General features: G+C 66.7%; 13 protein-coding genes. 6 read left to right on the top strand and 7 right to left on the bottom strand.

Translation table 11 applies throughout. The annotated features are described in order from the left end of the window. Positions 1 to 438: 438 nt before the first annotated feature. The gene (locus N5D45_RS14845; RefSeq protein ID WP_279939232.1) at positions 439 to 1,263 is read right to left on the bottom strand and encodes a helix-turn-helix transcriptional regulator; all 825 of its coding nucleotides are present in this window, start codon (positions 1,261 to 1,263) and stop codon (positions 439 to 441) included. Continuing rightward, positions 1,260 to 1,964: a VIT family protein gene (locus N5D45_RS14840; protein WP_032129894.1), complete on the bottom strand. Its 705-nt coding sequence runs from the start codon at positions 1,962 to 1,964 to the stop codon at positions 1,260 to 1,262. The genes N5D45_RS14845 and N5D45_RS14840 overlap by 4 nt, the downstream gene beginning before the upstream one ends. Before the next feature lie 152 nt (positions 1,965 to 2,116). Here N5D45_RS14840 and N5D45_RS14835 point away from each other — a divergent pair, with 152 nt between their 5' ends. Further along, a complete protein-coding gene (locus N5D45_RS14835; RefSeq protein ID WP_279939231.1) occupies positions 2,117 to 3,481 on the top strand; it encodes a glutamate--cysteine ligase in 1,365 nt (454 codons plus the stop codon). Positions 3,482 to 3,568: 87 nt separating this feature from the next. On the opposite strand, the gene N5D45_RS14830 is transcribed toward N5D45_RS14835, so the two are convergent. Next, positions 3,569 to 4,627 carry an NAD(P)-dependent alcohol dehydrogenase gene (locus N5D45_RS14830; protein WP_279939230.1) on the bottom strand — a complete coding sequence of 353 codons (1,059 nt, stop codon included), beginning with the start codon at positions 4,625 to 4,627 and terminating at the stop codon, positions 3,569 to 3,571. 107 nt (positions 4,628 to 4,734) lie between these two features. Here N5D45_RS14830 and N5D45_RS14825 point away from each other — a divergent pair, with 107 nt between their 5' ends. Further along, complete coding sequence (locus N5D45_RS14825) at positions 4,735 to 5,619, top strand: LysR family transcriptional regulator (protein WP_049411730.1); 885 nt, start codon at positions 4,735 to 4,737, stop codon at positions 5,617 to 5,619. Between the two features lie 73 nt (positions 5,620 to 5,692). On the opposite strand, the gene N5D45_RS14820 is transcribed toward N5D45_RS14825, so the two are convergent. After that, the gene (locus N5D45_RS14820) at positions 5,693 to 6,355 is read right to left on the bottom strand and encodes a TetR/AcrR family transcriptional regulator (RefSeq protein ID WP_197656903.1); all 663 of its coding nucleotides are present in this window, start codon (positions 6,353 to 6,355) and stop codon (positions 5,693 to 5,695) included. A gap of 76 nt (positions 6,356 to 6,431) precedes the next feature. Here N5D45_RS14820 and N5D45_RS14815 point away from each other — a divergent pair, with 76 nt between their 5' ends. Beyond that, positions 6,432 to 7,127 carry a hydrolase gene (locus tag N5D45_RS14815; protein WP_197656904.1) on the top strand — a complete coding sequence of 232 codons (696 nt, stop codon included), beginning with the start codon at positions 6,432 to 6,434 and terminating at the stop codon, positions 7,125 to 7,127. A 12-nt stretch (positions 7,128 to 7,139) separates the two neighbouring features. On the opposite strand, the gene N5D45_RS14810 is transcribed toward N5D45_RS14815, so the two are convergent. Then, the gene (locus tag N5D45_RS14810; RefSeq protein ID WP_057503936.1) at positions 7,140 to 7,556 is read right to left on the bottom strand and encodes a VOC family protein; all 417 of its coding nucleotides are present in this window, start codon (positions 7,554 to 7,556) and stop codon (positions 7,140 to 7,142) included. Positions 7,557 to 7,840: 284 nt separating this feature from the next. Between N5D45_RS14810 and N5D45_RS14805 the strand changes: the two genes are divergently transcribed. After that, a complete protein-coding gene (locus tag N5D45_RS14805; protein ID WP_139042443.1) occupies positions 7,841 to 8,410 on the top strand; it encodes a hypothetical protein in 570 nt (189 codons plus the stop codon). A 46-nt stretch (positions 8,411 to 8,456) separates the two neighbouring features. On the opposite strand, the gene N5D45_RS14800 is transcribed toward N5D45_RS14805, so the two are convergent. Next, positions 8,457 to 9,560 (bottom strand): alkene reductase, encoded by a 1,104-nt coding sequence (locus N5D45_RS14800; RefSeq protein WP_197656905.1) that lies wholly within the window; start codon positions 9,558 to 9,560, stop codon positions 8,457 to 8,459. A gap of 130 nt (positions 9,561 to 9,690) precedes the next feature. On the opposite strand from N5D45_RS14800, the gene N5D45_RS14795 reads away from it, so the two are divergent. After that, the gene (locus tag N5D45_RS14795; RefSeq protein WP_164192658.1) at positions 9,691 to 10,596 is read left to right on the top strand and encodes a LysR family transcriptional regulator; all 906 of its coding nucleotides are present in this window, start codon (positions 9,691 to 9,693) and stop codon (positions 10,594 to 10,596) included. 9 nt (positions 10,597 to 10,605) lie between these two features. Here the strand turns inward: N5D45_RS14795 and N5D45_RS14790 are convergent, their stop codons facing one another. Then, positions 10,606 to 11,025, bottom strand: coding sequence for an Imm70 family immunity protein (locus N5D45_RS14790; protein WP_106469101.1), 420 nt, complete (start codon positions 11,023 to 11,025; stop codon positions 10,606 to 10,608). Between the two features lie 186 nt (positions 11,026 to 11,211). Between N5D45_RS14790 and frmR the strand changes: the two genes are divergently transcribed. Next, complete coding sequence (gene frmR, locus N5D45_RS14785; RefSeq protein ID WP_005411009.1) at positions 11,212 to 11,487, top strand: formaldehyde-responsive transcriptional repressor FrmR; 276 nt, start codon at positions 11,212 to 11,214, stop codon at positions 11,485 to 11,487. Positions 11,488 to 11,544: the final 57 nt, after the last annotated feature.

Raw genomic sequence — 11,544 nt, 5'->3', positions numbered from 1 at the left:
CCGGACCCACCCCGCCTTCGACAGTTGGCCGCGATCTGTCGGAACGACGTATTGCCTTGGTGGGTGTCGACCTTGGTCGACACAGTAGATCCACGCCATGCGTGGATGACTCATTCGATATCTGACAGATGTGTCGACCAAGGTCGACACCTACCTACAGCCGCCGGAATCTGTCGAAGGCGGGGTACTGTGGGTTTGCGGGGTGTGAGCCGCATGGATGCGGCGACCAAGCCCCCATGGGTGAGGGCGCTTTGCTTGCGAAGCACTGCTTCGCAAGCGCCCGAACGCACAGCCGCCAGCGGCTGGGCCGGCCTGGGGGTTTACGGCGTCCCCGCAAACCCACAGTGCCCCGCCATCCCACGGAATGCATGCTGTTGCTGTTGCTACGGCTCTTGCACTCGCTTCGGCGGGTGCAGGGCGCAGCCCTGCCGAACCCCCTCAGATGTCTGTGGGAGCCAGCCCGTACTGCTCGGCGAAGCGCTTGCTGAAACTCGCCGCAGACCGATAGCCCGCGCGTGCGGCCACGGTCTTCAACGGCAGGTCCGTGGTGTAGAGCAGCTGCATGCCATGCGCCAGCCGTGCCTCGGTGAGCAGCTGGCGCAGGCTGGTGTCCTCGGCAGCGAGCCGGCGGCGCAGGGTCGCGCCGCTCAGCGCGAACTGTTCTTCCACATCGCGCGACTGCCAGTCGCGTGCCGGTTCGGCGGCGATGCGGTCGCGGATCTGTTCGCCCAGGCTCGGCGCCTGCGGCAGCAGCAGGTTGCCGTGGCCCTGCCGGCACAGGGTCAGTACCAGCGAGGCCAGCGCCAATCGTGCTTCGCTGTAACGCCCGTCCTGCAGCGATTGCCGCCATTGGCGCAGTACCCCGCCATGTTCAATCAACGGCAACCGCGCCATCGCCTGGCCAGGCGCGGGAAGCCCCTCGCTCCACAGCGTGCGAGCGGCCGCCAGCACTTCGGCACACAGCGGCACGATGGCGCTGAGGTAACGGCCACTGCGCGGGTCGGGGGTGTTGACCACATCGATGCGGCAGCGCTGGGTCAGCAGCAGGATGTCGCCGGGAACGAACGCCAGAGACTGATGAGCGGTACGCACCTGCTTGCGGCCTTCCAGCAGGATCGCGAACTGCGGTTGCGGAATCTCCACCGAGCTGGCGCCATGCTCGCGACGTGCGGTGATGCAGGCATAGCCGTCGGCGCGCTCGCAGCCGGCCAGACTGGCCATCTCGGCCAGCAGTGCGGTAGCCGCGGGCAGCATGGCGGTCATGTCACGTGTGCGCCGAGCAGGCGACCGACGCCGGCGGCTGCGGCCATCGCCAGCGCGCCCCAGAACATCACCCGGATCGCGCCGCGTACCGGCGGTGCGCCGCCGGCCTGGGCTGCCATTGCGCCGGTCAGGCACAGGCCGAGCAGGGTGCTGGCGGTGGTCATCATCGCGACCTTGTCGACCGGCGCCAGCAGCGCGGTCAGCACCGGCAGTGCCGCACCGCAGGTGAAGGCGCCGGCCGAGGCCAGCGCTGCCTGCAGCGGGCGGGCGCGCAGGGTATCGGTAATGCCCAGCTCGTCGCGGGCGTGGGCGCCCAGTGCGTCGTGGGCGGTGAGCTGTTCGGCCACCTGCCGTGCCAGCGCCGGCTCCAGGCCACGGTGGCGGTAGATCGCGGCCAGCTCTTCCAGCTCGCTGTGCGGATCTTCGTGCAGTTCGCGTTTTTCCATCGCCAGGTCGGCGTCTTCGGTGTCGGCCTGGGTCTGCACCGAGACATACTCGCCGGCGGCCATCGACATCGCGCCGGCCACGGTGCCGGCCACGCCGGTGGCCAGGATGGTCGCAGCGGAGGCGCCGCTGGCGGCTACGCCGACCACCAGGCCGGCCACCGAGACGATGCCATCGTTGGCCCCCAGCACGGCGGCACGCAGCCAGCCGACGCGCTCGGAGCGGTGCAGTTCGGGGTGTCGTGAATGGCGGCTCATGCCCCCGAGTGTACGAGGGTCAAGAGGGCGTCGGTAGGATGCTGAAAACCGTCTCCGTCGCATGACGCAACGGGTCGCCACGCTATAGTGCGCCCTTGCGATGGAAGGCTCCGAGCCCCACATCCCCCGCCACCGTCCAGCGAGCCTTCCCCTTGTCGAGCCCCAGCCACGTCGCCGATACACCCATTACCGACCGCTCGCAGCTGGTGGAGGTGATCGCCTCCGGCGAGAAGCCCCGCGCGCAGTGGCGCATTGGCACCGAGCACGAGAAGTTCGGGTTCCGCCTGGATGACCTGCGCCCACCGACCTTCGAGGGCGAGCGCGGCATCGAAGCCCTGCTCAACGGCCTGGTCCGCTTCGGCTGGGAGCCGATGCAGGAAAACGGCAACACGATCGCCCTGCTGCGCGATGGTGCCTCGGTGACGCTGGAGCCGGCCGGTCAGTTGGAACTGTCCGGAGCGGCGCTGGAGACCATCCACCAGACCTGCGTGGAGACCGGCACCCACCTCAACGAAGTGGCGCAGGTGGCCGGCGAACTGCAGCTGGGTTTCCTCGGCATGGGCTTCCAGCCGAAGTGGAAGCGCGATGAGATGCCGTGGATGCCGAAGGGCCGCTACAAGATCATGCGCTCGTACATGCCCAAGGTCGGCTCGCTCGGCCTGGACATGATGACCCGCACCTGCACGGTGCAGGTGAACCTGGACTACGCCACCGAAGCGGACATGGTGAAGAAGTTCCGCGTGTCGCTGGCGCTGCAGCCGATCGCCACCGCGCTGTTTGCCGATTCGCCGTTCACCGAAGGCAAGCCGAATGGCTACCTGAGCTACCGCTCGCACATCTGGACCGACACCGACGCCGACCGTACCGGCATGCTCGACTTCGTGTTCGAGGATGGCTTCGGTTATGAGCGCTATGTCGATTACCTGCTCGACGTGCCGATGTACTTCTCCTACCGCGATGGCATCTATCACGACGCCAGCGGACAGAGCTTCCGCGACTTCATGCAGGCCAGGCTGCCGGTGCTGCCGGGTGCGCTGCCGACCCTGCGCGACTGGTCGGATCACATGACCACCGCGTTCCCGGAAGTGCGCCTGAAGAAGTACCTGGAAATGCGCGGCGCCGACGGTGGCCCGTGGAGCCGCCTGTGCGCGCTGCCGGCGTTCTGGGTCGGCCTGCTGTACGACGACACCGCACTGGATGCCGCCTGGGACCTGGTGCGTGACTTCACCCTGGCCGAGCGCCATGCACTGCGCGACGGCGTGCCGAAGCACGCGATGAACCTGCCGTTCCGCAGTGGCAGCGTGCGCGACCTGGCCCGCGAGGCGGTGAAGATTTCCGTCGAAGGCCTCAAGCGCCGCGCGGCGCGCAATGCCGACGGCCAGGACGAGAGCAAGTTCCTGGACGTGCTGCAGGAGATCGTCGAATCCGGCCTGACCCCGGCCGAGCGTAAGCTGGCGCTGTTCCATGGCCGCTGGCACGACGACGTCGATCCGGTGTTCCGCGAGTTCGCGTATTGATGATGTTGGGTGGGTGCCGACCTTGGTCGGCACGCGATGAAAAACCCCGGCACTGCCGGGGTTTTTCTTTTTCACACCTGCCTTGGATCAGGCCGCGTTCTTCATCGTCGCCATGTCGATCACGAAGCGGTAGCGCACATCGTTCTTCGCCATGCGTTCCCAGGCTTCGTTGACGTTCTTGATGTCGATCATCTCCACATCGCTGACGATGCCGTGCTCGGCACAGAAGTCCATCATTTCCTGGGTCTCGGCCATGCCGCCGATCGCCGAGCCGGTCAGGTGCTTGCGGCCGAAGATCACGCTGCCACCGGTCAACGGCGGGTCCAGTTCGGTCAGCACGCCGACCAGGCACATGGTGGCTTCGCGCTTGAGCAGGCCCATGTACGGGTTGGTGTCATGGCTGACCGGGATGGTATTGAGCAGGAAGTCGAAGCTGCCGGCGTGCGCCTTCATCTGCGCCGCATCGCGCGAGACCAGCACCTCATCGGCGCCCAGGCGCTTGGCATCGGCGCCCTTTTCCGGGGTGGTGGTGATCATCACCACGTGCGCACCGAGCGCCTTGGCGAACTTCACGCCCATGTGGCCGAGGCCGCCGAGGCCGATCACGCCGACCTTCTGGCCCGGGCCGACCTTCCAATGGCGCAGCGGCGACCACGTGGTGATGCCGGCGCACAGCAGCGGGGCGGCCGCCTTCAGGTCGAGGGTGTCGGACACCTTCACCACGAAGCGCTGCTCGACCACCACGTGGTCGGAATAGCCGCCGTAGGTCGGTGCGCCGGTTTCGCGTTCACGGCCGTTGTAGGTCCAGGTCGCGCCCTCGGCGCAGTACTGCTCCAGGTCGTGCTGGCAGGCGTCGCAGTGGCGGCAGGAGTCGACCATGCAACCCACGCCGGCGTGGTCGCCGACCTTGAAGCGGGTGACGTTGCTGCCGACCTCGGTGACGCGGCCGATGATCTCGTGACCCGGCACCATCGGGTAGATCGAGCCACCCCAGTCGTCGCGGGCCTGGTGCAGGTCGGAGTGGCAGATGCCGCTGTAGAGGATCTCGATGCGCACATCGTCCGGGCCGACCGCGCGGCGTTCGAACTCATACGGAATCAGCGGGTCGGTATGTGAATGGGCGGCGTAACCTCGGGCGAGGGACATGGGGAATCCTTGGCAGGGTTTATCGAAAGGCGTTTTACAATACGCCCCGTTCCCAGCGGCAGGAATCGCGGATATCGGCATGATTCATCAAGTGGAACTGCACAATCATGGCCACTGACAACCTCACCCACCTGGCCGCGTTTGCCGCGGTCGCCCGCCACCGCAGCTTCCGCCGCGCCGGTGCCGAGCTGGCGCTGTCGACCTCGGCAGTGAGCTATGCGATCCGCGCGCTGGAAGAACGGTTGGGGGTGGGCCTGTTCCATCGCACCACCCGCAGCGTGGCCCTGACTGAGGCCGGGCAGCGCCTGCTGGAGCGCCTGCAGCCGGCGCTGGGCCAGGTGCATGACGCGCTGGAAGAGATGAACCAATTCCGTGCCGCCCCGGCCGGCCTGCTGCGCATCAACGCCACCCGCGCGGCGGTACCGACCCAGTTGGGGCCGCGACTGGCGCGCTTCCTGCACGCTCACCCCGACGTGCGGGTGGAGCTGACCGAGAACGATGGCCTGGTCGACATCGTCGCCGAGGGCTACGACGCCGGCGTGCGCCTGCACGAGTTCGTGCCCGAGGACATGGTGGCGGTGCCGATGGGGCCACCGCTGCGCGGGCTGATTGTCGGCTCGCCGGACTACCTGCGGCGACACCCGGCACCACAGCATCCGCGGGACCTGGCGGCACACGAATGCATCCGCTTCCGCTTCGCCAGCGGGCATCTCTACAAGTGGCAGTTCGAGCGTAGCGGGCAAGCGCTGGAGATCGATGTGCCGGGCCGGCTCACGTTGAGTGAGCAGGGCACCGTCGTGGGTGCAGTGCTTGATGGCATCGGCCTGGCCTACGTGCTGGAAGACACGGCAAGGCCCTACATTGATTCGGGGCAGATGGTGGCGGTGCTGGAAGACTGGAGCGAACCGTTCGCCGGCTTCGCGCTGTACTACCCGAAGCAGCGGCAGATGCCCGGTGCGCTGCGCGCGTTCGTGGATATGCTGCGCGAGTGAGCTGTGATGGAGGATGTGGCGCCGACCAACGGTCGGCACCTACCGCTGTCGTCCATGCGCGGATGGGGCAACCCTACGGCCCCCGCAACACCGGCGCCAACAACGCCAGGCACTCACGCAGGTGCACCTCCACCGGCGCATCCTCGGCCACCACGCCGATCACGCGTTCGCGCAGCGGCTCGGCCACGGCCATTGCCAGAATCAGTCGCGCCATGCGAACAGGATCTCCCTCGCGCAGCAGCCCGCGCTGCTGCTGCCGCGCCAGCCAGTCAGCCAGCAGCGCTCGGCCGCGTTCGATGCCATTGTCCAGATAGGCCTGCAGCAGCGCGTCCTTGCCGGGGAAATCGGTGGCCAGCAGGCGGAACACCTGCACCGCCTGCGCCGACAGCGCCTGCGCGCAGACCGCCTGCAGGATGTCCTGCAACAGCGGCACGACCTCTTCGGCATTGCGCGCATCGCGCTGCAACTGTGGCGCGAAGCCGTCGGTCCATTCGCGCACCGCAAGCCCAACCAGTTCCTCGCGATTGCTGGCGTGGCGATACACCGTCTTCTTCGCCACCCCGGCGTGCGCCGCCACCGCTTCGATGGTGGTGGCCTCGTAACCCTGTGCCAGCAGCAGCTCCAGGGTGGCCTGCAGTACCGCGTGGCGGACTTCCGCCTCCGGGCGCGCAGGGCGGCCGCGGCGGCGGGTCGGCGTTGTGGACTCGGACAGGGTCGTGCTGTTCATTGCCCCCATCTTACCGCATCCGGCTAATTGCGAAACGAATAACGTTTCCGTATTGTCGGATCTCCCAACACCGCAGGAGACCCCGATGGATACCGCTGTGAACGCACGCGCCTGGCTGGACCACCACGATCTGCTCGACCCGGCGCCGATGCACCTGGAGACCGGCATCCAGCGCCGCGAAGACGGCACCCTGCTGGTGGCGGTGCGTACCGATCTGCACGGCTGCAAGGGCCGCATGCTGGACTGGTGGTTCACCTTCTTCGAGACCACCCAGCACATCCGCTGGTGGCATCCGGTTGATCATGTCGAGCATCGCGGCTGGGACGCGGCGTGGCAGCGCGGGCGCAACTACCACGGTGCCAGCATCCATGCGGTGGAATCGCTGGCCGACATTCCGCCGGTGGCGGCGCGCCTGAAGTTCCATGATCCGCGCACGTTGTTGGTGCCAGAGCGCCTGCAGGCGGCACAGGATGCCGGCGATGTATCGGCGGTGATTGCCGCGCGCATCGGCTTCGGCGACCACGTGCGCCTGGATGCAAACGGTGATCCCTGCGACGGGCAGATGCTGCACGTGGCACGCGATACGCCGTTCGGCTGTGTGCTGCGCAGCCGCTTCGTGCTGGGCCTGGACGGCGCTGATCCGCACCGCGATGCCGGCGATGCGGTCGGCCTGGGCCTGCTCAAGCACTGCTACACGGAGTTCAGTTTCCTCTCGCGGCTGCTGCCGTCGCTGTACTACGGCGAACGCGCGAATGGCGAGGCGGTACCGTTGCCGTGGTGAACCGCGCGCCGGTCATTCGACCAGCGCGTCGTAGCCTTCAGCACTGAACTGGATCAGGCAGAAGCCGTGGCCGAACGGGTCGGCCAGCACGGCGATGCGGCCCCAGCGACGCTCGCGCACGGACTGCTCGAGTGTCGCCCCGGCTGCAACCGCACGCGCCAGCGCGGCCTCGATGTCATCCACCACCCAGTCCAGGTGCAGTGGCGTCCAGTGGCGCTCGTAGTCGCGTACGTCGCCATCTTCAGTTGCGACGCTGCCAGCTTCGTTCTGCAGCAGGTACAGCGGCGTTGGCCCGCCGAGCAGTTCCACTGCCTCTGGTCCGAGACGGCGGCCGACCCGCAGGCCGAAGGCTTCGATGTAGAAGGCTTCAGCGGCAGCAGGATCGGGCACGTCGAGGTTGACGATGAACGACGTGGTGACAGAGTTCATGGGGACTTTCGTCATGTTGTTGGGCTCGAAGGTGCCATCTAGGATCGAACTGCAGCGCCAGACCGGGTGCCGCAGTCGTTCCGACCGGTGGCTTCGTTGCCAGGGAGGATTCCATGCGTGGGCGGGAAGAGAAAGCGCGGGCGCGCACCCTGGAGTACCAGGTCGGCCGATGGCGCTGGCTGCGATGGCAATGCCCGTTCCGGGCGGAGCCTCCACCCGTGTGATCCATGTGGAGGCAGAGAGCAGGTGACGGAACAACCACAGACCCAACCAGGGAGCGCAACATGCATGAGCAGGATATAGCCGTACGATTGGAGCGTCTGGAGCGCAGGCTGCGTCGCAGGAATCTGCTTGCCACCTCGATGTTCGTGCTGGGCGCCTCGTTCGCCCTGATCGGAACCAGCGTGGCCACGCCCGACGCCGGCGTGGTGCCGGAGATCCGTACCTACAAGCTGACCGTGCTCGACAGTGAAGGGCGCACGCGCGTGCAGATTGCCGAGGATGCCAGTGACATTGCCCGCAACTCACGCGCCACGGGCATGACGATCTACGACGCGAAGGGCGATGAGCGCGGTGGCATCGGCACCATGGCCAATGGCAGCGCGGTGATGGCGCTGGATGCACCGGTTGGCGTGGGCTACAAGGTTCGCGATCGGGCAGGCATCAGGGTTGCGCCTGATGGCACCGCCGTGATCACGGCGCTGTCCAACGAGGGCAGTTTTGCCGCCAGCCTGGTGGCGCAGGGCAACCAGGGGCGGCTTGAGCTGACCCGCAAGGATTCGGGTAAAGGGGAGATCAGCACCCGTGTGCTGACCTTTGATTCGGACTCGACCAGGGTGGAGAAGGCGCCGTGATGTCTTCGATGGCGAGGGGTGCTCCGCATCCACGCATGGCGTGGATCTACGGTGCCAGCGGGTAATCGAGGTAGCCTGCTTCGCCACCGCCGTAATAGGTGCTGCGGTCGGGCGTGGCCAGCGCGATGTCCCGCTGCAGGCGTTCAACCAGATCCGGATTGGCGATGAACGGCTGGCCGAACGCGGCCAGGTCGATGGTGCCGGCCTCGACCAGCTGCAGGGCGTGTTCGCGGGTCATGCAGCCGGCCAGGATCACGGTGCCACCGTAGGCCTGCTTGAACTGCTGCAGGAACGCCTCGCCCAGCACCGACTGGCCCGCCTGCTGGTTGTCGTTGAGATGCACATAGGCCAGGCCGCGCGTGCCCAGTTCCTCGGCCAGGTACAGATAGGTGGCTTCGTTGTCGGGGTAGAACGGCATGTCGAAGGTGAGATTGTTCGGTGCCAGGCGCACGCCGATGCGCTGCGCACCGATGCGCTGGGCCATCGCATCGACGGTGTCCAGGATCAACCGCGCACGGTTGGGCAGCGAGCCGCCGTAGTGGTCTTCGCGCTGGTTGATGAGCGGGTTGAGGAACTGCTCGAACAGGTAGCCGTTGGCCGCATGCAGCTCGATGCCATCGAATCCGGCAGCGATGGCGTTGTCGGCGCCGCGTGCGAAGTCGGCAATGATGCCGGGGATCTCTTCGGTGGCCAGCGCACGCGCCGGAGTGGGATCGGCGTGGCCGCGGCTGCCGTCGTCCAGATAGACGAACGAGGTGTTCTTCGGTGCGCTGGCCACCGGGCGCGTGCCGGCGCTGACCGGTTGCCCACCATCGGGCTGCAGCGAGCTGTGCGACATGCGGCCGACATGCCAGAGCTGGGCGAAGATCGTGCCCTGCGCGGCGTGCACCGCCTCGGTGACGAGCTTCCAGCCGGCCACCTGTTCGGCCGACCAGATGCCCGGCACGTCGATGTAGCCCTGGCCCTGCGGCGAGACCGGCGTGCCTTCGCTGATGATCAGGCCGGCGCTGGCCCGCTGCCGGTAGTACTGCGCGGTGAGTGCGTTGGCGACCGCGCCGGGGTTTCGGGCGCGGGTCATCGGGGCCATCGCGATGCGGTTGCGCAGGGCGGTGCCTGCCAGGTCGAAGGGGTGGAACAGGGCGGCGGTCATGTCGGTCATCTCAGTGCGGGGGAGGGGCGCCAGCGGCGCGATGCACACAGGATGGAGTTGACATGCAGGCGCATAAAGCGCTTCGATATCCCTTGGTGCGGGACTATTTGTCCCCAATGGAGTGCGAACGATGCTGCCGCTGGAGTCCTTGAATGGCCTGGTGACCTTTGTCACCACCGCACGCTCGGGCAGCTTCACCGAAGCTGCCGATGCGCTGGGCATCTCGCGCTCGGCGGTGGGCAAGGCCATCGCGCGGCTGGAAACACGGCTGGGTGTGCGCCTGTTCCATCGCACCACGCGGCGCATCGCGCTGACCACCGATGGCGAGGCGTACTACGCCTCCTGTGCGGCGGCGCTGGAAGAGATCTCCGCGGCCGAGGCCTGCCTGGGTTCGGCCGGCCTGCCCAGCGGGCGGCTGCGCATCGACATGCCGTCCTCGTTCGGGCGGCTGGTGGTGCTGCCGGTGCTGTTGCGGCTGTGCCGGCAGTACCCGGACCTGCAGTTGACGATGACCTTCACCGATCACTTCGTCGATCCGGTCGAGGAAGGCATCGACCTGCTGATCCGTTTCGGTGGGCTGCACCAGGCAGAGCATCTGGTGGCGCGGCGGCTGGGGCGCCAGCGGCTGGTCACCTGCGCATCGCCAGCGTACCTGCAGGCGCATGGCACCCCGCACACCGTTGAGGAACTGGCACAGCACCGCAGCATCGTCGGCTTCCGCCACGGCCAGCCGGTGGCGTGGCGGATCGGCAGCGATGATGCGGAAGGAACCTTCATTCCGAATGCGGCCTACCAGCTCAACGACGGTGACGCGGTGATCGACGCGGCCATCGCTGGGCTCGGCATCTGCCAGATGCCCATCTCACTGGTGCGCCGTCATCTGGAGTCCGGCGCACTGCACTCGGTGCTGGATGCGCACATGCAGCGGCATATCGACATCCACGCGCTGTGGCCACCGACCCGCCACCTGCGGCCTAAGGTGCGCTATGTGGTGGACGAACTGGCGGGGATGGCGGAAGAAGGTCTGTTTGATTGAGCCGAGGCATCAATAGTTGACGATCCGGACGGACGTGTCTTCGCCTTCCTGCAGTGCTTCAAACACCTCAGCCAGAAGCACGATCAGATCGCGCCCATGTGCGGTGACGAAGTAGGTCGCCAGGCTGTCGATATCGGGAGCGATATCGTCTCCCCATGGTGGGTGCTGGGTTCGATCCTCGAACGACCAGATGACACGGGCCGGCGGAATCTCGGCCAGCTCGCGGCGGACGATATGCAGTTCGGCCAGCGCGTCGGCAGCATCTGATTGCAGCAAGCCCCCGGCGTATAGCTGCTTCATGAGGATTGGGAAGCGACTTCCCCAGCCATCCGGTTCCAGGTTTCCGGCGATGGTCGAGAAAAAGGCATAGAGAAATGCCCCGGTACCGATCTCATCGGTGATGCGCCCGAGCTGGATGCCAACGCCCATCGCCTGGTTCCTGATTCTGCAGTTTGCGCAGCTTGCCTGATATGGCAGTGGCCGACGCTCGAGTTACGTAAGTATTTGATATGAAAAGATGGAGTCCAACGCTTGTGGAGGCTGAAGGGGTCATTTACGTCACTCGGAAGAGTGTGTGTATACTATCCCCCAGTATAGTTCCGAGGTGGCCCCGTCATGCCGCACTCCCCCGAGGAGAAGAAGAAGGTCCTGGCCCGCGTGCGCCGCATCCGCGGCCAGTGCGATGCGCTGGACCGCGCGCTGGAAGCCGGTGCCGACTGCGGGCCGGTGCTGCAGCAGATCGCGGCCATCCGTGGCGCGGTCAACGGCCTGATGTCCGAAGTGATGGAGGCCCATCTGCGCGAGGAGTTCGGGCAACCCGCAGCCTCCGACGAACAACGCGCCGAACGCGTGCGCGACATGAGCGCGTTGATCCGCTCGTACCTGAAATAAGCATCGGCGCCACATCGCGTCGATCGTCCTGCCATCCCATTCCCGCCTGATCCTGGA

It is taken from the genome of Stenotrophomonas sp. GD03819 (genome assembly GCF_029841665.1).
Taxonomy (GTDB): domain Bacteria; phylum Pseudomonadota; class Gammaproteobacteria; order Xanthomonadales; family Xanthomonadaceae; genus Stenotrophomonas; species Stenotrophomonas geniculata.
This window is presented reverse-complemented; position numbering and strand designations above follow the sequence as displayed.

Excerpts from the sequence above, each read along its gene's own strand:
- N5D45_RS14790 (WP_106469101.1), bottom strand. The coding sequence starts at position 11,025 with ATGGGCGTTGGCATCCAGCTCGGGCGCATCACCGATGAGATCGGTACC.
- N5D45_RS14825 (WP_049411730.1), top strand. The coding sequence starts at position 4,735 with ATGGCCACTGACAACCTCACCCACCTGGCCGCGTTTGCCGCGGTCGCC.
- N5D45_RS14845 (WP_279939232.1), bottom strand. The coding sequence starts at position 1,263 with ATGACCGCCATGCTGCCCGCGGCTACCGCACTGCTGGCCGAGATGGCC.
- N5D45_RS14810 (WP_057503936.1), bottom strand. The coding sequence starts at position 7,556 with ATGAACTCTGTCACCACGTCGTTCATCGTCAACCTCGACGTGCCCGAT.
- N5D45_RS14795 (WP_164192658.1), top strand. The coding sequence starts at position 9,691 with ATGCTGCCGCTGGAGTCCTTGAATGGCCTGGTGACCTTTGTCACCACC.
- N5D45_RS14805 (WP_139042443.1), top strand. The coding sequence starts at position 7,841 with ATGCATGAGCAGGATATAGCCGTACGATTGGAGCGTCTGGAGCGCAGG.
- N5D45_RS14815 (WP_197656904.1), top strand. The coding sequence starts at position 6,432 with ATGGATACCGCTGTGAACGCACGCGCCTGGCTGGACCACCACGATCTG.
- N5D45_RS14800 (WP_197656905.1), bottom strand. The coding sequence starts at position 9,560 with ATGACCGCCGCCCTGTTCCACCCCTTCGACCTGGCAGGCACCGCCCTG.
- N5D45_RS14820 (WP_197656903.1), bottom strand. The coding sequence starts at position 6,355 with ATGGGGGCAATGAACAGCACGACCCTGTCCGAGTCCACAACGCCGACC.
- N5D45_RS14830 (WP_279939230.1), bottom strand. The coding sequence starts at position 4,627 with ATGTCCCTCGCCCGAGGTTACGCCGCCCATTCACATACCGACCCGCTG.
- frmR (WP_005411009.1), top strand. The coding sequence starts at position 11,212 with ATGCCGCACTCCCCCGAGGAGAAGAAGAAGGTCCTGGCCCGCGTGCGC.
- N5D45_RS14840 (WP_032129894.1), bottom strand. The coding sequence starts at position 1,964 with ATGAGCCGCCATTCACGACACCCCGAACTGCACCGCTCCGAGCGCGTC.